A 23762-nucleotide genomic window follows, 5' to 3' on the forward strand; every position below is an offset into this window, starting at 1 on the left:
GGTACTGCAGGGGGGACCCTGTGGGAGAGTAGGACGCCGCCGAACAATTTTTGGGAAAACCCCCGCATCTTCGGATGCGGGGGTTTTCTGCGTTTAGGCTCCATTCATGCGCTATGACCTCGTGATCTTCGACAATGACGGTGTGCTCGTCGACAGTGAGCCCATCTCCAACCGGTTGCTCGCGGCGTACCTCACCGAGCTGGGGCACCCCACCTCGTACGAGGAGTCCATAAGGGACTACATGGGGTCGGCCATGCACCGGATCCATGAGCTGGTACTCGAGCGGACCGGGCAGCGGCTCCCGGAGAACTTCGACGACGTCTTTCACGCGCGGGTGTTCGCGGCGTTCGAGCAGGAACTGGTGGCCGTGGCCGGGGCCTCCGACGTCCTGGAGAAGCTGACCGCGGACGGGGTGCCGTACTGTGTCGCGTCCTCCGGGAGTCATGAGCGGATCCGGGTGGGGCATCGGACGACGGGACTCGACCGGTGGTTCGACGAGGGCCGGATCTTCAGCTCGCAGGACGTGGGGCGGGGCAAGCCGGCCCCCGACCTGTTCCTGTACGCCGCCGACCGGATGGGCGTGGCGCCCGGGCGGTGTGTCGTCGTGGAGGACAGCCCGCTGGGGGTGCGGGCGGCTGTCGCGGCCGGTATGGACGTGTACGGGTTCACCGCCATGACGCCGGCGGAGAAGCTCGCCGGTGCCACCCAACTCTTCTCCGACATGGCGGAGTTGACCGACCTGCTCGTCTGACATTTGTCATGCGGAGGTCCGGACGATCGTTTCTGCCGAAGCGGATCGCCGGACGGCACGCTGAGGGCATGACGACGAAGACGAGCGACACGCGGACGGGCGAGCCGAACAACTTCCTGCCGTTGATCCTGGACGTGGCCGTCCCCATCGGGGCGTACTACCTGCTCAAGGACGGCTTCGGGACGAGCACGTTCGCGGCGCTCGCCTGGAGCAGCGTCGTCCCGGCCCTGCGGACCGGGTGGACCGCGGTCAGGGAGCGGAAGGTCAACGGGATCGCCGGTCTCATCCTCGTCGTGAACGTCGTTTCGCTGCTGCTCGGCTTCGTCTCCGGTGATCCGCGGCTGATGCTCGCCAAGGACAGCGGGGTCAGCAGCACGGTGGGGATCGGGATTCTGGTGTCCGTCGTGCTGGGGCGGCCGATGATGACCGTGTGTCTCAAGCCGTTCCTGGTCAAGGACGCGGCGAAGGAGGCCGCCTGGGGACGGCTGATGGACGGCACCGCGGCGGCGTCGGCCGACTTCCGGCGCAAGGAGCGGGTCTTCTCGGCCGTGTGGGGTGGGGTGCTGCTCGCGGAGTGCGTCGTGCGGATCGTGGGGGCGTTCACCGTGCCGGTGGACACCATGGTGTGGCTCGGGTCGGTCGTTGCCTTCGGCGCCATGGGGATCGGGTTCGTGCTCGGCGGGGCGCTGGGCGCCGGGCCCATGGAGCGGATGCTCACCGCGGAGGCCGAGGCGGCCGTGGGCGAAGAGGCCCAGGAGGTCGCGCCTGCCCTGGCCGCGTGAGCTGAACGACGGTGTAGGTGAGGCAAATTCATCTTTGGCTGGATCTACCCACGAGTAAGCCGGGGCCCTACGCTCGCCGCCATGACTGATGTGCTGCGGCGCGGCAGGGCCTCGCTGGCGTTCAGCTTCTTGGTGCAGGGGGTCGCCTTCGCTCTGCTCGTGACGAGGATCCCGGCCATCCAGGACCGGTACGGGGTCTCCGACGCGCTGCTGCCCGCGTTTCTGGCCGCGGTGCCGATCCTCGCCGGGGTCGGGAGCGTGACCACCGAGCGGCTGGTGAAGCGGGTGCGGCCGAGCCTGCTGCTGCGGTGGTCCCAGCCCGTGGTGCTGCTGGCGCTGCTCGGCGTCGGGGCCGGGGAGCGGATGGTGGAGCTCGGGGTGGCGCTGGCGGCGTTCGGGCTCGCCGTCGGGGTGCTGGACGCGTCGATGAACATGCTCGGCGTGAGCCTGCAGCGGTCGTACGGACGCAGCATCATGCTCAGCTTCCACGCGGCGTACAGCCTGGGCGGGATCGCCGGGGCGTCGCTGGCCTGGGTGGGGGCGCACTGGCATCTGGCGTTGTGGGTGTCGTATCTGCCGGTCGTGCTGGTGCTGCTGCCGGCCGTGCTGGTGGGGAGCCGGTGGTATGTCGACGACCGGGCCACGGCGCCTGCGGAGGAGGGGAAGGCCGGGGAGGGGCAGACGGTCGTCTTCAAGTTGCTGTTGCCGTTGTGCCTGGTGATGACGGTCGCGTACATCGGGGACTCGACGGTCTCCAACTGGAGTGCGAAGTACCTTCAGGACGTGCTGGGCAGCTCCGAGCAGATGGCGACGGTGCCCTACAACGTGTACATGGTCACCACGCTGCTGGGGCGGGCGATCGGGGACCTCGGGGTGCGGCGGTTCGGGGCCGTGGCGGTGGTGCGGGGTGGAGCGCTGGTGGCGGCGGGCGGGTTCGCCGTGGTGGCCGTGGCGCCGGGGGCGTGGCTCGGGATGCTGGGGTTCACGCTGCTGGGGCTGGGATTGTGCGTGCTGGTGCCGCAGACGTTCGCGGCGGCGGGCAGGCTGTTCCCCGGGGCTTCGGACGCGGCCGTCGCGCGGCTGAATGTCTTCAATTATGTGGGGTTTTTGATCGGTTCGCCGTTGGTCGGGGCGCTCGGGGATCTGTGGAGCTACCGCGGGGCGATGCTCGTGCCGATGGTGTTGGTGCTGGTGACGCTGGTGTACGCCCGGTCGTTCGCGGCTCAACCGGACCGATACGGTGGCGGGCATGAGCGGCCGCGCACAGCTGATGTGGGACGAGGCAGTAACGGGCTATGACTTCGGTCCGGGGCATCCGATGGACCCCGTCCGGCTCGCCCTGACCCGGGCACTGGTCGACGCCTTCGGGCTGGACCGCGAGGTGGAGGTCGTCGCCGCGAAGGCGGCCGGGGAGTCGACGCTGCGGCTGGTCCACCGGGAGGACTACATCGGCGCGGTGAAGGCCGCGTCGGTGGATCCGGCGGCGGCGGACCAGTCGTACGGGCTGGGGACCCTGGACGATCCGGCGTTCGCCGGGATGCACGAGGTGTCGTCGCTGATCGCCGGGCAGTCGGTGGGGGCGGCGGAGGCGGTGTGGCGCGGTGAGGTGCTGCACGCGGTGAACTTCGCGGGCGGGCTGCACCACGCGATGCCGGGCGGGGCGTCCGGGTTCTGCATCTACAACGACGCCTCGCTGGCCATCGCGCGGCTGCTGGAGCTCGGGGCCGAGCGGGTCGCGTACATCGACGTCGACGTGCACCACGGGGACGGGGTCCAGGCGGCGTTCTGGGAGGACCCGCGCGTGCTGACGATCTCCCTGCACGAGCATCCCCGGACGCTGTTCCCGCAGACCGGGTGGCCGGAGGAGACCGGGGCGGACTCCGCGGAGGGCTCGGCGGTGAACGTGGCGCTGCCGGCCGGGACCGGGGACGCGGGGTGGCTGCGGGCGTTCCACGCGGTCGTGCCGGAGCTGATCGCGGACTTCCGGCCGCAGGTGCTGGTGACGCAGCACGGGGCCGATACGCACTTCGAGGATCCGCTGGCGCACCTGGCGGTGTCGCTGGACGCGCAGCGGGCGGTGCAGATGGCCTGTCACGACCTGGCGCACGAGTACGCCGGCGGGCGGTGGGTGGCCCTGGGCGGCGGCGGCTACGCGGTGGTCGACGTGGTGCCGCGTTCGTGGACGCATCTGGTCGCGATCGCGGCCGGCCGGGCCGTGGAGCCCGAGGCGACGATCCCCGAGGGCTGGCGGCAGGAAGTGTTCGCCAAGACGCGGCAGTTGGCCCCGGCCCGGATGACGGACGGGCGATGGCCCGTCTCCTGGAGGGGCTGGGAGGAGGGCTACGATCCCGCGGACCGGCTGGACCAGGCGGTGCTGGCGGCCCGGCGGGCGGTGTTCCCGCTGCGGGGGCTGCTGGCGTGAGGCGGTGAGGCCCTCCGTAGGCCGACCGTGCGGTGTTCGCCGGTTCCCGGGACAGGCGGAGCGCCGATCACGCACGATCGTCCTGTGCTGACCACCGAAGCCCTGCGCGCGCATCTGGTGGGCGCACGGCTCGCCGGGACCGTGGCGACCTCTCGTGAGGCCAGCCTGCGCAGTTACCGGCTCTTCGCCGCCCGGGACCCTCGTGTGCTGCTCGGTATCGATCCCGAAGGTTCCTGGCGGCAGCGGGAGTTGATCGAGCTGATGGCGGACCGGTGCGGTGTTTCGGCCGATTCCCGGCGGGTTTCCGGCCAGGACGTGATCGATCCGGAGCGGACCCTGGCGGCGCTGGACGCCTTCGCGGAACGCCTCGCGGAGGCCGCCCGGCGCCGTGCCCCCGTGCTCCTCGGCACCGGGCACCCGCACACCCTGCTCGGTTTCTACGGCGCTCTGGCAGACGCTCTGTCGGCGGCGGGATGTGCCGTCCTCACCCCCGCGCAGGGTCGTCGTGTCGACATAACGACCCGGTTCGGCCTACGCACGTACAACCTCGACTACGTACGAGGAGTCGCGCTGGTGCGGACCTCGGGAGCGGAACGCCCCGGTTGTGAGCCCGGCGCACATACGCACTCACCTCTCCCGGTTCGTACCGTACTGGCCGCTTGTGCGGAGGCCGGCGGCCCCCTTCCCGAGCTGGTGATCGGGGACCACGGGTGGGTCTGCGGAGCAGGTCAGCTGGGGTTCGAGGCCATCGGGCCGGCCGATACGAACGACCCGGCGCTGTTCGTGGGAGAGGCCGAGGGGTCCGTGTCCGTCGTCGTTCCGCTTGATGACGGCGTGCGGTCTGATTACTACCTGCCGCTTACCCGCTACGTACTCAATCGGGCGTGTCTGTCACAGTAGGCCGCCGATGGGTGCACCTCTTCCCCACTCGCATCACTGGCCCCTACATTGGGGAGTGAGCACGCAGCGACGAAGAGTCACCGGAAGGGGAAGCCGGTGGCCGTCGAGTGCGGAAGGTTCAGGTGTGTCATGGCTGCAGCTGGCGAGAGGCCTCTGAACGAGGTTCAGTTCCTTACCGTGGCGGAAGTCGCCTCGGTGATGCGAGTGTCGAAGATGACCGTGTACCGATTGGTGCACAGCGGTCATCTGCCCGCGATCCGTGTGGGGCGGTCCTTCCGCGTCCCGGAGCAAGCGGTTCACGAGTACCTCCGCGAGAGCTATGTGGGGGTGGAAACCGCCTGACGGCAGGGCCGGGGTGATCCCCACAGGGCACATCGGGATCTCCCCGGCCTCCTCGATTACGACCTCAGCGCTCGGACGGGTAGGCTGACCCCTCGTAGGTCGTATGGGCCCATGGCGCCCAAACACCGAGTGATGAGAAGTGAGCGAGGGTAGTCGTGGGCTCTGTTATCAAGAAGCGGCGCAAGCGGATGGCGAAGAAGAAGCACCGCAAGCTGCTCAAGCGCACGCGCGTTCAGCGTCGCAACAAGAAGTAAGTTCGCGACGCGGACGCCGCGAGAGCGTTGCTGTGGCCCCCCACCACCGGTGGGGGGCCACACGCATATCCCCTCCCGCGTCCGGCCGGCTTCGGTCACTTCGCGCATCAGGCGGTCATCACAGCGCAACGACGAACCGCTAAGTTGGCCTCACGGGGGAACGCGGCGGGACAAGAGGTTCTGGAAGGAAGGCGCTGATCTTGGGCAAGGTCGTGCTCGTGACCGGAGTGGCCCGCCAGCTGGGGGGCCGGTTCGTCCGGCGGATCCAGCGGGACCCCGAGGTGGACCGGGTCGTCGCCGTGGACGCGGTGCCGCCCGAGCACCATCTGGGCGGTGCGGACTTCATCCAGGCCGACATCCGGCAGCCCACCATCGCGCGCGTGCTCGCCGAGACGGGCGCCGACACGATCGTCCACCTGGACGTGACGGGCACGCCGCTGGGCAGCGGCAACCGGACGTCGCTGAAGGAGAACAACGTCATCGGCACCATGCAGCTGCTCGGTGCCTGCCAGAAGTCCCCGGCCGTGCAGCGGCTGGTCGTGAAGTCCAGCACCAACGTCTACGGCTCCGCACCGCGCGACCCGGCCGTCTTCACCGAGACGACCCCGCCCAAGTCCCTGCCCAGCGGCGGCTTCGCCAAGGACACCGTCGAGGTCGAGGGCTACGTCCGCGGCTTCGCGCGCCGCAGGCCCGATGTGGCCGTGTGCGTGCTGCGGTTCGCCAACATCCTGGGCCCGACCGCGGACACACCGCTCGCCTCGTACTTCGCGCTGCCGGTCCTGCCGACCGTGTTCGGCTACGACCCGCGGCTGCAGTTCGTGCACGAGGACGACGTGATCGAGGTGCTGCGGATCGGCTCGCACGAACCCAGGCGGGGCACGCTCAACAGCGGCACCTTCAACATCGCCGGCGACGGCGTGCTCCTGCTCTCCCAGTGCTCCCGGCGCCTCGGACGCCCCACCGTGCCCCTGCTGCTCCCGGCGGTCACCTGGGCGGGCTCGCTGGTGCGTACGCTGGGTATGACGGACTTCTCGCCCGAGCAGATCCGGCTGCTCACCCACGGCCGGGTCGTGGCGACGGGCCAGATGCGCGAGACGCTGGGATTCCAGCCCAAATACACGACCGCGGAGACGTTCGCGGACTTCGCCCGCAGCCAGGGCCCCGGACTTCTTCCGCCGGAGGCCCTCGCGGGGGCCGTGGACCGGATCGCCGACCTGCCTCTCGCGGGCGGCGGACACTCCCCGACGCAGAGCGCCAACTGAGGAGCGCATCAACGATGGCGGACGCCAAGGTCATTCCGTTCGACGACGACCGGTCCCGCGGGAGCGCAGCGCAGCGCCCCCAGCGGCGCCGGAGCGCCGGGAACCGCCGCCCGGGCACGGAGTCCGTGCCGGTCCGTGAGGTGCAGCCCCTGCCCACCAGGGCGGTTCCGCAGGATGATGTTCCTGTGACTTCTGAGGAACAGCCGCCGGAGCCTTCCCGGGACGGCGACGGCGGGCTGGAACGACGGATCGCGGGCGGCCTGGCCTTCCTGCGCCGCCGCCTCACCGGGGACTACGAGGTCGACGACTTCGGCTACGACGAGGAGCTCACCGACCAGGTCCTGATGTCCCTGCTGCGCCCGCTGTACGAGAAGTACTTCCGGGTCGAGGTGAAGGGCGTCGAGAACATCCCGTCCGAGGGCGGCGCGCTGATCGTCGCCAACCATTCCGGCACGCTGCCGATGGACGGGCTGATGATGCAGGTCGCCGTGCACGACAACCATCCGGCGGGCCGGCATCTGCGGCTGCTCGCCGCGGACCTGGTGTTCATGCTGCCGGTGGTCAACGAGCTGGCCCGCAAGCTCGGTCACACCCTGGCGTGCGCCGAGGACGCGGCGCGGCTGCTGGAGCAGGGCGAAGTGGTCGGGGTGATGCCGGAGGGGTTCAAGGGCCTCGGCAAGCCCTTCGCGGACCGCTACAAGCTGCAGCGCTTCGGACGTGGCGGTTTCGTCTCGACGGCTCTGCGCGCGGGGACGCCGATCGTGCCCTGCTCGATCGTCGGGGCGGAGGAGATCTACCCGATGATCGGCAACGCCAAGACGGTCGCGCGGCTGCTGGGCTTCCCGTACTTCCCGATCACGCCCACGTTCCCGTGGCTCGGCCCGCTCGGGGCGATTCCGCTGCCGACCAAGTGGACGATCCAGTTCGGCGAGCCGATCCCCACGGACGGCTATCCGCCGGAGGCGGCCGAGGACCCGATGCTGATGTTCAACCTGACCGACCAGGTCAGGGAGCAGATCCAGCACACGCTGTACAAGCTGCTGGTGCAGCGGCGGTCGGTGTTCTTCTGATCCTGTCCGCGTACGACGACGGGGGCGCCCCTCGGGCAAGGGGCGCCCCCGACTCTCGCCGTGCGGCCGTCTAGTCCGCGTCCTCGCCGTCGATGCCCAGACCGGGCAGCAGCCCGGGCAGGAGCGGCGGGAGCGTCACGTCCGGCTCGGGGACCGGCGTGTTGCCCTCCGCGGACGGGGAGGTGCTCGCCTCGCTGTCCTTGTCCTTCGGCGGGTCGAGCAGACCGCCGGTGTTGCCGCCGAGCAGGCCGTCGCCGTCGCTGCCGGAGCCGGCCGAGCGGCTGGGGCTGCCGCTGCCGGTGCGGCCCTCGTCGCTGTGCCTGCCGCCGCTGTCGCTGGGGCGGGTCGAGCGGTCGCTGCCTGAGGAGCCGCTGGGGGCCGCCTCGGAGGCACCCCGCCGCTCGCCGTCGCCGCCGCTCGTGGCCGGGGGCTCGGGCAGCAGGGACCGCAGCGGGGCGACGTCCTCCTCTATGGCGTCGAACACCGAGGAGACCTGCTCGCTGACGTCTCCGAGCTGGACGGGCAGTCGCTCGCGCAATTCCCCCCAGGCCTCGCGGTGGGAGCGGGAGAACGCGGACAGGGCCTGGATGGGGCCGAGTGAGTCCGGGTCGTGCTCGTACGCCTCGCTCAGCAGCCGGTGGCCCTCCGACGCGTCGTGCCGCATGCCGGACAGGGCGCGGCGGACCTCGCCGAGGGACTCGTGGTCCAGGGGGCCGCTGCGGCCGCGCTCCATCAGGCGCCGGGCTTCGCTGAGCCGGGTGGAGGCGTGGTCGAGGTAGACCCGGCCGCGCTCGTCCGCCCCGTCGGCCAGGCCGAGCTTGACGTCCTCGATGCCGCGCTTGAGGCCGTAGAGCGAATCACCGGGCAGGGCGTCCGAGCTGGCGGCGGAGACGCCGCCGAGGGCGCTCGCGGCCACCCCGACACTGAGTCCGCCCGCGGTGAGGCCCTTGGCGAGCCGGGAACGCGGCCGGAACTTCTTCAGCGAACTCGCGCGGTGAGCGCCACGGGTCCGGGAGCGCTGCTCGGGGACCGCACGGTCCGTCGCCCCGCCGCCCACGGTGCCCTCCTGCAGCATGGCCTCGAACGCGGCCACCAGCTGGGCCCGCTGGACGACCTTGACCTCCGGGTCGAGCTCCGGCTTGGGCAACGCGCCGAGACCCGAGGCCAGCGCCAGATGGCGGGCCTGTTCGCTCGATTCCGCGGCTGCCGGGGCCGGTGCCGATCCTTCGGGCTGCTCGGCCGCCGTGCCCTGCTCGGACTGCTCCTCCAGGGCCTGGGCGAAGGCGTTCGCCCGCCGGTGCGCCGATACGTTCGCGATCACTGGCGGCACCTCCTCTCGTCATGACGGTCGACTCCCCAGGGGGTCCTGAGGGTTGCACACCCTGACCACGACCACACGATCGAGTGATCGGAGTCGGCCAGGGGGTGACCACAGGGAGCCTGCATCCCGCACAACGAGCGGCGTGGCACTTGGGTTACGGACGACGGCTGATCGGATGCCGAAGTCAACGGACTTTCACGGACCGTGAGTTGGGTGTCGCCGTCTGTGCGGGGCGGTCAGCGGGCGTCTTCCGGGAGGAGCCGGGCGAGGGTACGGACAGCCCGGTACTGGAGGGTCTTGATGGCGCCCTCGTTCTTGCCCATCACCCGGGCGGTCTCGGCCACGGAGAGGCCCTGGAGGAAGCGGAGCGTCACGCACTCCTGCTGCTGGGGGTTGAGCCGCCGTACGGCGTCGAGCAGGGCGGCGTTGGAGAGGGACTCCAGGACGGAGTCCTCGGGGGAGCGCTCGACCTCGTTGGCGTCGAGCATCTCGCCGGTGGTGACCTCGAGGCGGAAGCGGCTGGACTTGAAGTGGTCCGCGACGAGGTTGCGGGCGATGGTGACGAGCCAGGCGCCGAAGTCACGGCCCTGCCAGGTGAAGGTGCCGATGCGGCGCAGGGCACGCAGAAAGGTCTCGCTGGTGAGGTCCTCGGCGGTCGCCTTTCCTCCGACCCGGTAGTAGATGTACCGGTAGACGGTGTCGCTGTACTGGTCGTAGAGACGGCCGAAGGCGTCGGACTCGCCCGCCTGGGCACGCTCCACGAGATCCATCATCCGGGCGCTGTCGCTGTCAGCGGCAGGCCGGCGTGCGGTGGCCGCGCCGGACGGGCGCCCTCGTCTGCCGACCGCGGCGCTGCCGTCGGCCAGTGCGTAGCAAGGGCCTACGGGCGCGGCGGTGGCGAATGCGGGGACGGCGTACGCGGTGGGGACGAAGCCGCGCAACAGGTCTTGGACCGTTGCACGCAGCGTAGCCAGGCCCGAGGCGTCAACCCCGACGTGTGGGTACACGGGACTCCCAGAGGCAGAGCTTCCATCACGAGCAGTGCGGGACCTTTCACCCGTCGTAGCGACGGAGGGGTACCGGATTGCGTCTGAGGAGAATAACGCTTCGTGCAGGCACTGCTACACCGAGTTGCTCAAATCATCGATTACGTCGCTTCCGTAACCGATTGACGCCGGATCAAGTGCCGGAGTGTGAACGCTTGTTGATTGAAAAGGTTCGGATTGCAGCTGAGTCCAGGGCGTGTTGTGGCCGTGTGCAGCCAAGAGGACTGGACACGAGGTTGTGGGGGTACGCCAGTTGGATTGACGGGGTTTGTCATCCCGCAAACGATGCTGTCCCGGATTGATCGGATCGTCAGCGGCGGCGGCGGTGCAGGGCGATGGCGGCCGCCGTGCCGCCGGCGACCGCGCCGACGCCCGCCGCGGCGGGGATGCCGACCTTGGCCGCCTTGCGACCCGTGCGGTAGTCGCGCAGGCGCCACTCCAGCCGGCGAGCGTGCTTGCGCAGCTTGCTGTCCGGGTTGATGGCGTACGGGTGGCCGACCAGCGACAGCATCGGGATGTCGTTGTGCGAGTCGCTGTAGGCGGCGCAGCGGCCGAGGTCCAGGCCCTCGGCGGCGGCCAGGGCGCGCACGGCCTCGGCCTTCGCGGGGCCGTGCAGCGGTTCGCCGACGAGCTTGCCGGTGTAGACGCCGTCGACGGACTCGGCGACCGTGCCGAGGGCGCCGGTCAGGCCGAGGCGGCGGGCGATGACCGTGGCGATCTCGACGGGGGCGGCCGTCACCAGCCACACCTTCTGGCCTGCGTCCAGGTGGGCCTGGGCGAGGGCGCGGGTGCCGGGCCAGATGCGCTCGGCCATGTACTCGTCGTAGATCTCCTCGCCGATCGACTGCAGTTCGGCGACGCGATGGCCCTTGACGATGGACAGGGCCGAGTCGCGGGCCTCCTGCATGTGCTCGGGATCCTCGACCCCGGCGAGGCGGAACCACGCCTGCTGCCAGGCGAACTTCGCGAGGTCGCGCGTCTCGAAGAACTTCCGCTTGTACAGGCCGCGTCCGAAGTGGAAGAGGGCGGCGCCCTGCATGACGGTGTTGTCCAGGTCGAAGAAGGCGGCGGCCTGGTCGTCGCCGTGGACCGGGAACTGCGGTTCCTCGGTCGAGCCGGCGACTTCCTGTGAGGACTTGCGTGCTGCCTCCGCCGAGGCCTCGCCTGCCAAAACGCTCCGCGCCGTGGCGGAGCGCCTACGGGGAGTGAGCCATCGAAGAGCGGCCATGGCGTGAGCATAGCCATTCTGTTCGGTGGTTCCGGAGTCGAGAGGTTGGGACCGTGTGAACTCTCGGCAAGCGTGTCGTCAAAGATGCCGCGCGCGGCGGATGCGGGCCGGCGCGCCTCCTGGCGCTTTCGTGAGGGTTCCCCTCGTCCGCGGGCGCGGGACAATGGCCGACATGAGTCCCCTCTTCCGCCGCAGGCCCCCCCGGGACCGGCTCGTCACCCTGATCCGCAAGCCCGGCTGTCATCTGTGTGATGACGCACAGGTCGTTGTGGAGAAGGTGTGCGGTGATCTCGGAGTCCCCTGGGAGCAGAAGGACATCACCGAGGATCGGGAACTGCACGATCGGTACTGGGAGCAGATCCCGGTCGTGCTGGTGGACGGCAGTCAGCACACGTTCTGGCGCGTGAACGAGGACCGCCTGCGCAAGGCGCTGACCGACTGATCCCGCCCCCTGAGCGACTGACCGATCAGTCCAAAGAGGCCCGCCGGGTCGCTTAGGATCGATGGTGACTTGGTCTCGGGGGCGGGATTCACTGAGGAGAGTGTGCGGTTTTGCCCCCGAAAGACAAGGAACGGTGGTGCGTATGCGCCGGTTCCCTGCGCGTGCGCCGGGGGCGCGTGACCCCGGTCACGTTGGCCGGGCAAATCGGACACCATCTTTGTGCACGCGTTCACAAAGACATAGCCTGCATTCGACGGGGCGGTCATGTAGGGACGTATGACCGCCTACAGCCCCGCTCTACCCGCAGGAGCACCGTGGCAACTGGCCGAACTCACCGACCGGCGACCCGCAGCCGAGGGATTCCCGAGGCCACCGTCGCCCGGCTTCCGCTGTACCTCCGCGCTCTGACCGCGTTGTCGGAGCGCTCGGTTCCCACGGTCTCCTCCGAGGAGCTCGCGGCCGCGGCGGGGGTCAACTCCGCGAAGCTGCGCAAGGACTTCTCCTACCTCGGGTCGTACGGGACCAGGGGTGTCGGCTACGACGTCGAGTATCTCGTGTACCAGATCTCCCGCGAACTGGGGCTCACCCAGGACTGGCCGGTCGTGATCGTCGGTATCGGAAACCTCGGCGCCGCCCTCGCCAACTACGGCGGTTTCGCCTCCCGCGGGTTCCGGGTCGCCGCGCTCATCGACGCCGACCCGGCCATGGCCGGCAAGCCCGTCGCCGGGATCCCGGTGCAGCACTCCGACGACCTGGAGAAGATCATCCAGGACAACGGCGTGTCGATCGGTGTCATCGCCACTCCCGCCGGTGCCGCCCAGGCGGTCTGCGACCGGCTCGTGGCCGCCGGTGTCACCTCCATCCTGAACTTCGCGCCGACCGTGCTCTCCGTGCCGGACGGCGTCGACGTGCGCAAGGTCGACCTCTCCATCGAGCTGCAGATCCTCGCCTTCCACGAGCAGCGCAAGGCCGGGGAGGAGGCCGCCTCCGACGGTGGCGTCCCGGCCGCCGCCGCCCGCAGCGACTCCGCCGACCAGGGGCCCGAGGGGGACATGCCCGCCGTGATGCCGGCATGAGTCTCCTCGTCGTCGGGCTGAGCCACCGCAGCGCCCCGGTCAGCGTGCTGGAGCGGGCCGCGCTGCCCGCGGACGCGCAGGTCAAGCTGCTCCAGGACACGGTCGCCGCCGAACCGGCCTCCGAGGCCGCGGTGCTCGCCACCTGCAACCGCATCGAGCTCTACGCCGACGTGGACAAGTTCCACGCCGGTGTCGCCGAGCTGTCCACGCTGCTCGCCCAGCACAGCGGGGTCGGCCTGGAGGAGCTCACTCCCTATCTCTACGTGCACTACGAGGACCGGGCCGTCCACCACCTGTTCTCGGTGGCCTGCGGCCTGGACTCGATGGTCGTCGGCGAGGGGCAGATCCTCGGACAGATCAAGGACTCCCTGGCCCGGGCGCAGGAACTGCACTCCGCCGGCCGCCTCCTGAACGACCTGTTCCAGCAGGCCCTCAGGGTCGGCAAGCGCGCCCACTCCGAGACCGGCATCGACCGCGCGGGGCAGTCCCTGGTCACCTTCGGCCTGGAGCAGCTGGCCCGCGGCGGCGACGTACAGCAGTGGGCCCGGGGCAAGAAGGCCCTGGTCATCGGGGCCGGGTCGATGTCCTCCCTGGCCGCGGCCACGCTCGCGCGGGCCGGGGTCGCCGAGATCGTCGTCGCCAACCGCACCCTGGACCGCGCCGAGCGTCTCGCCCAGATCCTCATGGAGGGCGACGACACGGACGTGGCGGCCCGCGCGGTACCGATGGAGTCGGTGCCGGCCGAGCTGACACGTGCCGACGTCGCCGTCTCGTGCACCGGCGCGACGGGCCTGGTCCTGACGGCCGAGTCGGTCGCGGAGGCGGTCGAGGGGCGTACGCCCGCGCCGCGGGCCGTGCCCGGCGAGGACGGACCGGGGGCGCCGGGCGGCGAGTCCGGCTCCGCGGCCGGGCCCGGCGCGCAGCGGGGCGGTGCTTCGGGCACCAGCCTCGGCAGCGAGGACGGCTGCCCGCTGGAGCTGTCCGCGGTGCAGGGCACCGCCGGATTCTCCGTGCTGGGCGAGGCCGCCGTGGCCGGAATGGCCGCCGCCGACCTGGAGCAGCACGCGGCGTGGGTGGACAACGGCACGGTGGGCGGCGCCCAGCGTGCGGGCGGCCCGGCCCGGCCGGGAATGGCCGGCACACTCGACCCGGCCGCGGACACCGACGCCATCGCCGCGCTCGCCGCGACCGTCGCCGCCGTCGGGCGCATCCCCGAGCGGCGCCGGCCCGAGCCGGTCGAGGAGCCCCAGCGGCCCGAGCCCGTGCTCTTCCTGCTGGACCTGGCGATGCCGCGCGACATCGACGCGGCCGTGCACCGGCTGGGCGGGGTGCGGCTGGTGGACATCGAGTCGCTGGCGGAGGCCTCCGCGGGCGCTCCGATGGCTGCCGATGTGGACCAGGTCCGGCGTATCGTCTCCGACGAGGTCGCGGCGTTCGGGGCAGCACTGCGGGCCGCGCACATCACACCGACCGTGGTCGCCCTGCGCACCATGGCCGCCGATGTCGTGGCCGGCGAGATCGCCCGGCTGGACGGGCGGCTGCCCGGTCTCGACGACAAACACCGAGCGGAGATCACCCAGACCGTGCGGCGCGTGGTCGACAAACTGCTCCACGCGCCGACCGTGCGGGTCAAGCAACTCGCGGCCGAACCCGGCGGCGCCGGGTACGCGGACGCGCTGCGGACCCTGTTCGACCTCGACCCCGAGACGGTTGCCGCCGTCTCCCGGGCCGAGGACAGCACCACCGAGAAAGACCGAGGGCCGGCATGACCGACAAGACGCTGAGGCTCGGCACCCGGCGCAGCAGGCTCGCCATGGCCCAGTCCGGGCAGGTGGCCGAGGCCGTGAGCAGGGTGACCGGGAGGCCCGTCGAGCTCGTCGAGATCACCACGTACGGTGATGTCTCGCGTGAGGCGCTCGCCCAGATCGGCGGCACCGGCGTGTTCGTCACCGCCCTGCGCGACGCGCTGCTCAAGGGCGAGGTCGACTTCGCGGTGCACTCGCTGAAGGACCTGCCGACCACGCAGCCCGACGACCTGGTCGTGGCCGCCGTGCCCGTCCGGGAGGACCCGCGGGACGTGATCGTCGCCCGGGACGCGCTGAAGTTCACCGACCTGCCCTCCGGGGCCCGCATCGGTACGGGCTCGCCGCGCCGCATGGCGCAGCTCAACGCGTACGCCCGCGGCCACGGCCTGGACATAGCGACGGTTCCGATCCGCGGCAACGTCGACACCCGCATCGGGTTCGTGCGCAGCGGCGAACTCGACGCCGTCGTGCTGGCCGCCGCCGGACTGAACCGCATCGGCCGCGGTGACGAGGTGACCGACTTCCTGTCGGTCGACACGGTTTTGCCCGCCCCCGGCCAGGGGGCCCTGGCGATCGAGTGCACCGCGGGCAACGCGGACCTCGTCGCCGCGCTCGCCGAACTCGACGACCCGTTCACACGGATCGCCGTGACGGCCGAGCGATCACTGCTCGCCGCCCTGGAAGCCGGTTGCAGTGCCCCTGTGGGCGCGCTGGCCGACTTGCTGGCCGACGGGCAGATTGTCAAGGAAATGCGCCTGCGCGCCGTCGTCGGGACCACCGACGGCACGCGCATGGTGCAGCTGTCCACCACCGGTCCCGTGCCCGAGACGCACGACGGGGCAATGGCGCTCGGTCGCGAACTCGCGGCCGAGATGCTCGCCCAGGGCGCGGCCGGTCTGATGGGGGAGCGAGCACAGTGAGCCCCACCGCCCTTTCCGCCGGTCCTGAACACGGGCACGTCACCTTCCTGGGTGCCGGACCCGGAGATCCGGGACTGCTGACCTTGCGCGCCGTGGAGGCGCTGGCGAACGCGGACGTCCTCGTCGCCGAGCACGAGGTGCTCGACGTCGTACGTCAGCACGCCAGGCAGGGCGTCTCCGAAGTGCACACGGACACGGATCCTTCCCAGGATCCGGCTCCGGGCACAGGAGCGCCCCAGCTGACGGTAGTTGACGGCACGTCAACCACCGCGCCCGTCCCCGCGGTGCGGGATGCCGCACATCTTGTCATGGAGGCCGCGCGGGGCGGCAGGCGGGTCGTGCGTGCGGTGTCCGGTGACCCGGGCCTCGACACGTACGCCGCCGAGGAGATGCTGGCGTGCGTCGCCGCCGGGGTGCCCTTCGAGGTCGTGCCCGGTATCGCGAGCGCCGTCGGTGTACCCGCCTACGCCGGTGTGCCGCTGCGCGACGCGCAGGGCGCGGACGTGCGGTTCGTGGACGCGCGGACGGCGTCGGACCGGTGCTGGACGGAGGTCGGGGCGTCGGACGGCACGGTCGTCGTGTCCACGACGCTGGACTCCGTCGCCGCGGCGGCCGGCGAGCTCGTCTCCGCCGGGCGCAAGCCGGACACCCCGATGACGGTCACCGTCGCCGGTACGACCACCCGCCAGCGCACCTGGACGGCCACGCTCGGCACGATCGCCCAGACGCTGAAGCAGCTGAAGGTGCTGCCCTCGCCCGACGGCGGCCGGCCGGTGATAGCCGTGGTCGGTGAGCGTTCCGCCGCCGCCCAGCGCGACCAGCTCGCGTGGTTCGAGTCCAAGCCGCTGTTCGGCTGGAAGGTGCTCGTGCCGCGGACCAAGGAGCAGGCGGCGTCGCTCTCCGACCAGCTGCGGTCGTACGGGGCCGTGCCGCACGAGGTGCCGACGATCGCCGTCGAGCCGCCGCGCACGCCCCAGCAGATGGAGCGCGCGGTCAAGGGGCTCGTGACCGGCCGCTACGAGTGGATCGCCTTCACCTCGGTGAACGCGGTCAAGGCCGTGCGGGAGAAGTTCGAGGAATACGGGCTCGACGCGCGTGCCTTCGCGGGCATCAAGGTCGCGGCCGTCGGCGAGCAGACGGCGAAGGCGCTGATCGCGTTCGGTGTGAAGCCGGACCTGGTGCCGAGCGGTGAGCAGTCGGCCGCCGGTCTGCTGGAGGACTGGCCGCCCTACGACCCGGTCTTCGACCCGATCGACAGAGTGTTCCTGCCGCGCGCCGACATCGCCACGGAGACGCTGGTGGCCGGGCTGATCGAGCTCGGCTGGGAGGTCGACGACGTCACGGCCTACCGGACCGTGCGGGCCTCGCCGCCGCCGGCGGAGACCCGTGAGGCGATCAAGGGCGGCGGGTTCGACGCCGTTCTCTTCACCTCGTCGTCGACCGTGCGGAACCTGGTCGGCATCGCCGGCAAGCCGCACAACGTCACCGTCATCGCCTGTATCGGCCCGGCCACGGCGAAGACCGCCGAGGAGCACGGGCTGCGGGTGGACGTGATGGCTCCCGAGCCGTCCGTCCACAAGCTGGCCGAGGCCCTGGCCGACTTCGGCGCGAAGCGCCGGGCGGCGGCCCTGGAGGCCGGGGATCCGGTGACGCGGCCGAGCGAGCGGCGGCCGGGGGCCCGGCGCCGGCGTTCGACGACGTAGTCCCGTCCGGTTCTGTCGCTGCGGCTACGCGGGAGTCACCGCGTGGCCGTAGCGCAGCAGGTTGGCGGGGTCGTAGAGGGCCTTGTCGTGGCGCAGGCGTTCGTAGACCTCGGGGGTCCAGGCGCGGGCGCGGTCCCGTTCGTCGCCCGGGGTGCCGTGGATGTTGACCATGGTCCGGCCCGTTCCGTACGGGGCCATGGCGGTGTAGAGGCGGCGCGTCGCCTGTTCGACGGCCTCGGCCACGGGCGGGGCGGGCATGATCCCGACCGACTCCATGAAGTAGCCGGCGTCACGGGCGCAGACGGCGTCCTCGACGGTCGACGGGCGGGCCAGGGCGCCGCCCATGTGCCGCAGTGAGGCGACCAGCAGCGGGTACTCCACGCCGGCTCCGGGGCCGACCTGTTCCAGGAAGGTGCTCATGGCCTCCGGGGGCAGGTCGCGCAGGAGCATGCAGCACTCGCGTGCCGGGAGCGGGTCCTGGGGTTCCATGTGGATGCGGTCCATGGCCGCGCAGTCCATCTCCTCCATCGTGTCGACGGCCACGGGGGCGGCTGCGCGCAGCGGCGCGATCAGTGCCTCGCCCTCGGCCGTGTCGCCCGGCCAGGCGATCGCGACCCGGGCCCAGAAGCCGCCGCGCAGCGGCTCGGGGATCTGCGGGATGGGCGGCAGGCGCAGGACCGAGAACATGCTGCACATCTCGTCGGGGACGGTGCGGGTCCAGTCCGTCCAGGCCCGCAGCAGGGTCTCGGTGTGTTCGGCGTGGCAGTGGATGCCGCCGCCGTACAGGCGGGGGAGCGGGAGCAGTTCGGTGATCAGTGAGGTCACCACGCCGACGTTGCCCTTGCCGCCGCGCAGGGCCCAGAACAGTTCCGGTTCGTGCCGGGGGCCCGCCTCGCGCAGGTGCCCGTCCGGGGTGACGACCTGGAAGGAACGGACCAGGTCGGCGGCGAAGCCGTAGGCACGGCCGAGGACCGGGAGTCCGCCGCCGAGGGTGTAGCCGATGACGCCCGCGTCGGTGGAGGTGCCGCAGAGACCGGCCAGGCCGTGGGGTGCGGCCGCGGCCATGACGTGACTCCACTTCGCGCCCGCGGCGATGGTGGCGGTGCGGGTGGTGGGGTCCACCCGGACGTCCGTCATCCGGGCCGTGCTGATCAGCAGGCCCTGTTCGATCGGGAAGTTGGCGCCGTGGCCGGTGGCCTGGACGGCGACGGGGGTGCGGGTGGCGTTCGCCCAGCGCATGGCGGCGACGATGTCGTCGGTGCCGGTGGCGCCTATGACGACGTCCGGGGTGTGCAGGGCGGCCAGGTTGAAGCCGGTGACTTCGTCGGCGTAGGCGCGTTCGCCGGGGCGCAGGACGGGGCCGTCGATGTCCGACAGGGCGAAGAGATCCGGAATGCGGTGGGGGGCGGTCATCGCGTCCTCCGTGGGGGCGGGTACGGAGGGACGGCGGCGGCGACGCAGTGGGCCGTCGGGGTCCTTGTGTTCTCAGGATGGACCTGGGGGGTGGCGGGCGCATCGTGGGACGGTGGGCCTGCCCGGCCGGGGGGCGAGCACGCCGACATCGCGTCGGCATCCGGGCTTTTCGGGCGGGCGTAGCGTAGAGGGCATGACGACGTACGGATCATTTCCCGGTACTCGGCCGCGGCGGTTGCGGATCAACCCCGTGATGCGTCGGATGGTCGCCGAGACCCGGTTGCACCCCGCTGACCTCATTCTTCCGGCCTTCGTGCGGGAGGGCGTCAGCGAGCCCGTGCCGATCGCGGCGATGCCGGGGGTCGTGCAGCACACCCGGGACAGTCTGAAGAAGGCCGCCGCGGAGGCGGTCGCGGCGGGGATCTCCGGGATCATGCTGTTCGGCGTGCCGGAGGAGTCGAAGAAGGACGCGCTCGGGACGCCGGGCACCGACCCGGACGGGATTCTCCAGGTCGCCCTCCGGGACGTGCGGGCCGAGGTCGGCGATGATCTGCTCGTCATGTCCGACCTGTGCCTCGACGAGACCACCGATCACGGGCACTGCGGGGTGCTGGACGCCGAGGGGCGGGTCGACAACGACGCGACCCTGGAGCGGTACGCCGAGATGGCCCAGGTGCAGGCCGACGCCGGCGCCCATGTCGTCGGGCCCAGCGGGATGATGGACGGGCAGATCGGGGTCGTCCGCGACGCCCTCGACCAGATCGGGCGGGAGGACGTCGCCATCCTCGCCTACACCGCGAAGTACGCCTCCGCCTTCTACGGGCCCTTCCGGGAGGCCGTCGGCTCGTCCCTGCAGGGGGACCGGAAGACGTATCAGCAGGATCCCGCGAACGCCCGGGAGTCGCTGCGTGAGCTCGCCCTCGATCTCGAGGAGGGAGCCGACATGGTGATGGTCAAGCCGGCCGGGCCCTACCTGGACATCCTCGCCCGGGTCGCGGACGCCGTGGACGTGCCGGTGGCCGCCTATCAGATCTCCGGCGAGTACTCGATGGTCGAGGCCGCCGCCGAGAAGGGCTGGATCGACCGGGACCGGGCGATCCTGGAGACGCTGACCGGTATCCGCCGGGCCGGTGCGCGCAGCATCCTCACCTACTGGGCCACCGAAGTGGCCCAGAAGCTCAAGGATCAGTAGGTCAGCGCGTCGTCCATGTCGCGCAGCCAGTAGGTGACCGTCAGGGTGCTGTCGTAGTAGACGCCCTTGGCGGGCAGGGTGGGGAGCGCAGAGGGGCCGCCGTCGCTGTCGGGCGTGCGGCCCTGGAAGCCGACCGTGAGCTTGTGGCCGGTGGTGCCCCACTCGCCGCTGCCGTCGGCCGCCGACAGTGAGACGCCCGCGTAGCCGGACTCGCCGGGGGCCAGGGTCGTGACGGCCTGCGGCTTGGAGTCCTTGATCGGCTGCGGGACCCACTGCATCTCGTCGAAGCGCAGCACCGGGTAGTAGGTGAGGTTGCACGCCTTCGAGCCGGTGTTCTCGACCGTGAGCAGCATGTGGTTGAGGGGGCGGCGGACCGGCTGGGCGGTGACGGTGGTGTTGGAGCCGTTGCAGGAGAGGCGGGTCGCGGGGGTGTCCTTCGCGGTGCCCGGGCCCTTCGCCTCACCCTTGCTCTTCGTGCCGCCCCGCGTACCGGCCTGCGTACCGGCCTGCGCGCTGTTCGCGCCCGTCGTGCCGCCCGCGGCCGTCGTGCCGCCCGTTCCCTTCCCGTCGTTCGTGTCCTTCCCGTCCTTCGCCGGGTGCGTCGCCGTGACGGTCGCCGAGGCCGGCTGGGGGCGGGCGGCGCCCTCGTCCTGCGTGCCCGTGCCGTCCTGGCATGCCGTGAGGGCGAGGGCGGCCAGGAGGACGGCGGGGAGGACGTGGTGCGTGCGCATGACTGCGTTTCCTTTCGGACAAAGGCGGTGGGAACCAGGCCCGGAGCGGGTCGCGCCGCCGGTGGGCCGGGAGTGGCGTGCTTGGATGACCAGAGCTTGTGCGGTGATCCGTCCCGGCCGCCACACCCGGCGGACGATCAGGGACGTTGGAACGCCCGCACATGCTCTGACCAGGGAGAACAGCCATTCCCTGGAACGGGGGAACGGGACACGGGGCATGGAGGAACGGTGTCGGAAGGCACGGCAGCGGCTGATTTCGCCGCGCTGTTGGGGGAGTTGAAGGAGCGCTCGGGGCTGAGCTACGGGGTGCTCGCCAAGCGGCTCCACATGAGTACGTCGACGCTGCACCGGTACTGCAACGGGGATGCCGTGCCGGCCGATTACGCGCCGGTGGAGCGGCTCGCCCGGCTCTGCAAGGCGTCGCCCACGGAGCTCGTCGAGTTGCACCGGCGGTGGGTGCTGGCGGATGCAGGGCGGGTGCGCAAGGGGGGCGGCGGTACGGGTGGTGGCACTTCCGAGGTGGCCGCCGCAGGGGCGACCTCTGTGGGGGCGACCTCTGCGGCGGAGGCCGATGCGGCGGTGACGTCCCCCGGGGCCGGGCTCCTCGCGTCGGGGGCGGTCGGGTCCGCGGAAGTCAGCCAGGAACAGGGGGAGTCGAAGGGGGCCGCGGGGCGGCGCCCTCGCCGTGCCCTTCTCGCCGGTGTCGCCGTGGCCGTGGTCCTCGGTGGGGTCGGTCTCGCCGTGGCCGTTCCCTCGGGCGGGTCGGACGACGACGGGCGGCGCGGCACGGCGGCGGCCTCCGGCGGTGACGGCGGGCAGGCGGCCCGGGACGCGGCCGCTTCCACCTCGCCCTCGGCCGGTTCGTCCACCGCGGGCCGTGGAGACAAGGGCGAGGACAAGGACAAGGCCCGCGGCAAGGACCAGGGCAAGGAAACGGACAGGAAGGGGAAGGGGGCCGGATCCGCGTCCCCGAGCTCCCCCGGTGCCGGCACGAGCACCCGCCGACCGGGCCGTGACACCGCCCCCGCCTCCGCACCCCTCGCCGTGACCACGGAGCCGCACGCCTGGGAGAGCCCGTGCTCCCAGCGCTATCTGGTGAATCTGCCGCCGGGGCGGGTCGGGCCGCCGCCGCCGGAGCAGGACGCGCCCGGCTGGGTGGCGGCGACGGGGGCCGTGCCGTCGGGTGAGCAGTTCCTGAAGCTGACCGTGCAGGGGACCGGTCAGGAGACCGTGGTCGTCAAGGGGCTGAAGGTCCGTATGGCCGGCAGGCGTGCGCCGCTCGCCTGGAACGACTACGCCATGGGGTATCCGGGCGTCGGCTGCGGCGGTGGTGTGCCGACCCGGTTCTTCACGGTCGCCCTCGACGCCGCACGTCCGGGTGTCGTGCCCGAGGCGGGGCACGCCGACTTCCCGTTCAAGGTGAGCGAGTCCGACCCGGAGGTGTACTACATCCGGGCCGACGCCTCCGCGTACGACGTCAGCTGGTACCTGGAACTGACCTGGTCCAGCGGGGACCGGACGGGCACGCTGACCGTGAACGACCACGGCCGGCCCTTCCGCACGAGCGGCAACAACGGGCGTCCCGCCTACGAGTTCCCGTTGGGCGGCGAGAAGTGGGTCAAGGAGGGAACCACGGAGCAGTCCTGAGGGGCGGCTCAGCGGAACTCGTGGACCAGCTCGATCTTTCCGACGATGTGGGCGTTGAACTCGTCGAGTTCCTCGGCGGGGACCCACAGTTCGAGGATGGTACGGCCGCCGGCCTGCTGAACCGGGTAGCGGGCCAGGAAATCCGTGTCGACCTCGAAGCGGGTGACGAAACCGGCGCCGTCGTGCTTGACGTTCCAGTCGCGGGCGATCCTGATCGCGTAGTCCTCGTTGAGGACCGGGTAGAAGATCGGCTGCTCGGGGAGCCGGGGCGGCCAGGCGCGCCAGTCGAGTGCGCGGACCAGGTCCAGTTCCTCGGGGCCGGTGGGGCGCCAGAGGGTCGTCGTCGCGCGCGGGTCGGTCTGCACGGGCACCATCAAATCACTTGAACCGTTAGGTTGTTGACCGCCGTAGTGGTTGCTGATTGAACCACCTACTCTTCAGGGAGACGTCCATGTCCGGTGACGCCCTCAGCCAGGATCCCGCCGAGCTGCAGAGGAGGATCGACAGCAGCAAGGCGCACCCGGCCCGGGTCTACGACGTCTTCCTCGGCGGCAAGGACCACTATCCCGCCGACCGGGACGCGGCCGCCGCCGCGCTGGCCGCCAACCCGCGCGGGTACCTCGACGTGCGGCACAACCGCGACTTCCTGCGGCGCGCGGTGACCACGCTCGTGGAGCAGGACGGCGTCCGGCAGTTCCTCGACATCGGGACCGGGCTGCCCACCGCCGAGAACGTGCACCAGATCGCGCAGCGCATCACGCCCGAGTCGCGGGTCGTGTACGTCGACAACGACCCCGTGGTGCTCGCGCACGCGCGCGCCCTGCTGACCAGCGGCCCCGAGGGGCGTACGGACTACATCGACGCCGATCTGCGGGACCCGGCCCGCATCCTCGAACAGGCCGCCAAGACCCTCGACTTCGACCGGCCGGTCGCGCTCTGCCTGGTCGCGATCCTGCACTTCGTCGCGGACGAGGAGGCGTATCCGCTGGTGCGCGGACTGCTCGACGAACTGCCCGTCGGCAGCCGGCTGGTGCTGAGCCACCTCACCGAGGACCTCAACCCCGAGAACATCCGCGCGGTCCAGCGGACCTACACCGAGCGCGGGTTCACCTTCGTGCTGCGGTCCCGGGCCGACGTCGAGCGGTTCTTCACGCAGAGCGGTCTGGAGATCGCCGACCCGGGCGTCGTCCCCGCGCACCGCTGGCGGCCCGACGGCGCCGCCCCCGTCCCCGAGCAGCCGGAGGAGTCCTTCCTCGCCGGGCTCGAGGAGATCGAGAAGGTGCGCTACCGCGACATCAACGACGTCACGGACGCGGACATCAACGTCTACGCGGCCATCGGCGCCAAGGGATGAACCGCGGGGTCCCGGCCCCCGTCCGTGCGCACCCGGCGTCCGGATCCCGGAAACCTGCTTGTAGGCGGCACGTACTTCCTTAGGCTGCGGGGCACCAGGCG

Annotated in this window: 23 protein-coding genes; 17 read left to right on the plus strand and 6 right to left on the minus strand. The window is 71.3% G+C overall.

Features of this window, described 5'->3' with window-relative positions; all coding sequences use genetic code 11:
- Positions 1-106: 106 nt before the first annotated feature.
- From ACFY9E_RS35575 to ACFY9E_RS35615, 9 genes are all read left to right on the plus strand, one after another.
- Positions 107-751, plus strand: coding sequence for an HAD-IA family hydrolase (locus ACFY9E_RS35575; protein ID WP_390991500.1), 645 nt, complete (start codon positions 107-109; stop codon positions 749-751).
- Between the two features lie 68 nt (positions 752-819).
- Positions 820-1533 (plus strand): VC0807 family protein, encoded by a 714-nt coding sequence (locus ACFY9E_RS35580; protein ID WP_390991503.1) that lies wholly within the window; start codon positions 820-822, stop codon positions 1531-1533.
- Positions 1534-1614: 81 nt separating this feature from the next.
- Positions 1615-2832, plus strand: a complete 1218-nt coding sequence (locus tag ACFY9E_RS35585) for an MFS transporter (protein WP_390991506.1) — start codon at positions 1615-1617, stop codon at positions 2830-2832.
- Positions 2783-3955: an acetoin utilization protein AcuC gene (locus ACFY9E_RS35590; protein ID WP_390991509.1), complete on the plus strand. Its 1173-nt coding sequence runs from the start codon at positions 2783-2785 to the stop codon at positions 3953-3955. The genes ACFY9E_RS35585 and ACFY9E_RS35590 overlap by 50 nt, the downstream gene beginning before the upstream one ends.
- An 84-nt stretch (positions 3956-4039) precedes the next feature.
- Positions 4040-4855 carry a phosphatase gene (locus tag ACFY9E_RS35595; RefSeq protein WP_390991512.1) on the plus strand — a complete coding sequence of 272 codons (816 nt, stop codon included), beginning with the start codon at positions 4040-4042 and terminating at the stop codon, positions 4853-4855.
- 129 nt (positions 4856-4984) lie between these two features.
- Positions 4985-5197, plus strand: a complete 213-nt coding sequence (locus tag ACFY9E_RS35600; RefSeq protein ID WP_004984898.1) for a helix-turn-helix domain-containing protein — start codon at positions 4985-4987, stop codon at positions 5195-5197.
- A gap of 155 nt (positions 5198-5352) precedes the next feature.
- Positions 5353-5451 (plus strand): 30S ribosomal protein bS22, encoded by a 99-nt coding sequence (locus ACFY9E_RS35605; RefSeq protein WP_003948845.1) that lies wholly within the window; start codon positions 5353-5355, stop codon positions 5449-5451.
- Between the two features lie 200 nt (positions 5452-5651).
- Positions 5652-6713 carry an NAD-dependent epimerase/dehydratase family protein gene (locus ACFY9E_RS35610; RefSeq protein ID WP_390991517.1) on the plus strand — a complete coding sequence of 354 codons (1062 nt, stop codon included), beginning with the start codon at positions 5652-5654 and terminating at the stop codon, positions 6711-6713.
- A gap of 14 nt (positions 6714-6727) precedes the next feature.
- Positions 6728-7783, plus strand: coding sequence for a 1-acyl-sn-glycerol-3-phosphate acyltransferase (locus ACFY9E_RS35615; protein WP_390991520.1), 1056 nt, complete (start codon positions 6728-6730; stop codon positions 7781-7783).
- Positions 7784-7853: 70 nt separating this feature from the next.
- Here the strand turns inward: ACFY9E_RS35615 and ACFY9E_RS35620 are convergent, their stop codons facing one another.
- From ACFY9E_RS35620 to ACFY9E_RS35630, 3 genes are all read right to left on the minus strand, one after another.
- Positions 7854-9104 (minus strand): DUF5667 domain-containing protein, encoded by a 1251-nt coding sequence (locus ACFY9E_RS35620; RefSeq protein WP_390991523.1) that lies wholly within the window; start codon positions 9102-9104, stop codon positions 7854-7856.
- Between the two features lie 236 nt (positions 9105-9340).
- The gene (locus ACFY9E_RS35625) at positions 9341-10111 is read right to left on the minus strand and encodes an ECF subfamily RNA polymerase sigma factor, BldN family (protein WP_030840376.1); all 771 of its coding nucleotides are present in this window, start codon (positions 10109-10111) and stop codon (positions 9341-9343) included.
- 349 nt (positions 10112-10460) lie between these two features.
- Positions 10461-11378 (minus strand): HAD-IB family hydrolase, encoded by a 918-nt coding sequence (locus ACFY9E_RS35630; protein ID WP_390991527.1) that lies wholly within the window; start codon positions 11376-11378, stop codon positions 10461-10463.
- Between the two features lie 172 nt (positions 11379-11550).
- On the opposite strand from ACFY9E_RS35630, the gene ACFY9E_RS35635 reads away from it, so the two are divergent.
- From ACFY9E_RS35635 to ACFY9E_RS35655, 5 genes are all read left to right on the plus strand, one after another.
- Positions 11551-11820, plus strand: coding sequence for a glutaredoxin family protein (locus ACFY9E_RS35635; protein WP_390991530.1), 270 nt, complete (start codon positions 11551-11553; stop codon positions 11818-11820).
- A gap of 314 nt (positions 11821-12134) precedes the next feature.
- Positions 12135-12896 (plus strand): redox-sensing transcriptional repressor Rex, encoded by a 762-nt coding sequence (locus ACFY9E_RS35640; RefSeq protein WP_390991533.1) that lies wholly within the window; start codon positions 12135-12137, stop codon positions 12894-12896.
- A complete protein-coding gene (locus ACFY9E_RS35645) occupies positions 12893-14665 on the plus strand; it encodes a glutamyl-tRNA reductase (protein ID WP_390991536.1) in 1773 nt (590 codons plus the stop codon). The genes ACFY9E_RS35640 and ACFY9E_RS35645 overlap by 4 nt, the downstream gene beginning before the upstream one ends.
- Entirely contained in the window at positions 14662-15621 is a 960-nt protein-coding gene (gene hemC / locus ACFY9E_RS35650) for a hydroxymethylbilane synthase (protein WP_390991539.1), read from the plus strand. The genes ACFY9E_RS35645 and hemC overlap by 4 nt, the downstream gene beginning before the upstream one ends.
- The gene (locus ACFY9E_RS35655) at positions 15618-17324 is read left to right on the plus strand and encodes a uroporphyrinogen-III synthase (protein ID WP_390991542.1); all 1707 of its coding nucleotides are present in this window, start codon (positions 15618-15620) and stop codon (positions 17322-17324) included. Before hemC ends, ACFY9E_RS35655 begins: the two co-directional genes overlap by 4 nt.
- A 24-nt stretch (positions 17325-17348) precedes the next feature.
- On the opposite strand, the gene ACFY9E_RS35660 is transcribed toward ACFY9E_RS35655, so the two are convergent.
- A complete protein-coding gene (locus tag ACFY9E_RS35660) occupies positions 17349-18737 on the minus strand; it encodes an FAD-binding protein (protein WP_390991545.1) in 1389 nt (462 codons plus the stop codon).
- A gap of 193 nt (positions 18738-18930) precedes the next feature.
- On the opposite strand from ACFY9E_RS35660, the gene hemB reads away from it, so the two are divergent.
- A complete protein-coding gene (hemB, locus tag ACFY9E_RS35665; protein WP_390991548.1) occupies positions 18931-19929 on the plus strand; it encodes a porphobilinogen synthase in 999 nt (332 codons plus the stop codon).
- Here hemB and ACFY9E_RS35670 read toward each other — a convergent pair.
- Positions 19923-20660, minus strand: a complete 738-nt coding sequence (locus tag ACFY9E_RS35670) for a DUF4232 domain-containing protein (protein WP_390991550.1) — start codon at positions 20658-20660, stop codon at positions 19923-19925. The genes hemB and ACFY9E_RS35670 overlap by 7 nt on opposite strands.
- A gap of 228 nt (positions 20661-20888) precedes the next feature.
- Between ACFY9E_RS35670 and ACFY9E_RS35675 the strand changes: the two genes are divergently transcribed.
- On the plus strand, positions 20889-22307 hold the full coding sequence (locus tag ACFY9E_RS35675; protein WP_390991553.1) for a helix-turn-helix domain-containing protein: 1419 nt from the start codon (positions 20889-20891) through the stop codon (positions 22305-22307).
- 8 nt (positions 22308-22315) lie between these two features.
- On the opposite strand, the gene ACFY9E_RS35680 is transcribed toward ACFY9E_RS35675, so the two are convergent.
- Complete coding sequence (locus ACFY9E_RS35680; protein WP_390991556.1) at positions 22316-22672, minus strand: hypothetical protein; 357 nt, start codon at positions 22670-22672, stop codon at positions 22316-22318.
- A gap of 86 nt (positions 22673-22758) precedes the next feature.
- Between ACFY9E_RS35680 and ACFY9E_RS35685 the strand changes: the two genes are divergently transcribed.
- Positions 22759-23661, plus strand: coding sequence for an SAM-dependent methyltransferase (locus tag ACFY9E_RS35685; protein ID WP_390991559.1), 903 nt, complete (start codon positions 22759-22761; stop codon positions 23659-23661).
- Positions 23662-23762: the final 101 nt, after the last annotated feature.

Source organism: Streptomyces sp. NPDC012466 (assembly GCF_042955215.1).
Classification (GTDB): Bacteria; Actinomycetota; Actinomycetes; order Streptomycetales; family Streptomycetaceae; genus Streptomyces.

What these genes read in the sequence shown, in the direction of transcription:
- ACFY9E_RS35575 (WP_390991500.1), top strand. Translation starts at nt 107, where the DNA reads ATGCGCTATGACCTCGTGATCTTCGACAATGACGGTGTGCTCGTCGAC.
- ACFY9E_RS35580 (WP_390991503.1), top strand. Translation starts at nt 820, where the DNA reads ATGACGACGAAGACGAGCGACACGCGGACGGGCGAGCCGAACAACTTC.
- ACFY9E_RS35585 (WP_390991506.1), top strand. Translation starts at nt 1,615, where the DNA reads ATGACTGATGTGCTGCGGCGCGGCAGGGCCTCGCTGGCGTTCAGCTTC.
- ACFY9E_RS35590 (WP_390991509.1), top strand. Translation starts at nt 2,783, where the DNA reads ATGAGCGGCCGCGCACAGCTGATGTGGGACGAGGCAGTAACGGGCTAT.
- ACFY9E_RS35600 (WP_004984898.1), top strand. Translation starts at nt 4,985, where the DNA reads ATGGCTGCAGCTGGCGAGAGGCCTCTGAACGAGGTTCAGTTCCTTACC.
- ACFY9E_RS35615 (WP_390991520.1), top strand. Translation starts at nt 6,728, where the DNA reads ATGGCGGACGCCAAGGTCATTCCGTTCGACGACGACCGGTCCCGCGGG.
- ACFY9E_RS35630 (WP_390991527.1), bottom strand. Translation starts at nt 11,378, where the DNA reads ATGGCCGCTCTTCGATGGCTCACTCCCCGTAGGCGCTCCGCCACGGCG.
- ACFY9E_RS35635 (WP_390991530.1), top strand. Translation starts at nt 11,551, where the DNA reads ATGAGTCCCCTCTTCCGCCGCAGGCCCCCCCGGGACCGGCTCGTCACC.
- ACFY9E_RS35645 (WP_390991536.1), top strand. Translation starts at nt 12,893, where the DNA reads ATGAGTCTCCTCGTCGTCGGGCTGAGCCACCGCAGCGCCCCGGTCAGC.
- hemC (WP_390991539.1), top strand. Translation starts at nt 14,662, where the DNA reads ATGACCGACAAGACGCTGAGGCTCGGCACCCGGCGCAGCAGGCTCGCC.
- ACFY9E_RS35660 (WP_390991545.1), bottom strand. Translation starts at nt 18,737, where the DNA reads ATGACCGCCCCCCACCGCATTCCGGATCTCTTCGCCCTGTCGGACATC.
- hemB (WP_390991548.1), top strand. Translation starts at nt 18,931, where the DNA reads ATGACGACGTACGGATCATTTCCCGGTACTCGGCCGCGGCGGTTGCGG.
- ACFY9E_RS35670 (WP_390991550.1), bottom strand. Translation starts at nt 20,660, where the DNA reads ATGCGCACGCACCACGTCCTCCCCGCCGTCCTCCTGGCCGCCCTCGCC.
- ACFY9E_RS35685 (WP_390991559.1), top strand. Translation starts at nt 22,759, where the DNA reads ATGTCCGGTGACGCCCTCAGCCAGGATCCCGCCGAGCTGCAGAGGAGG.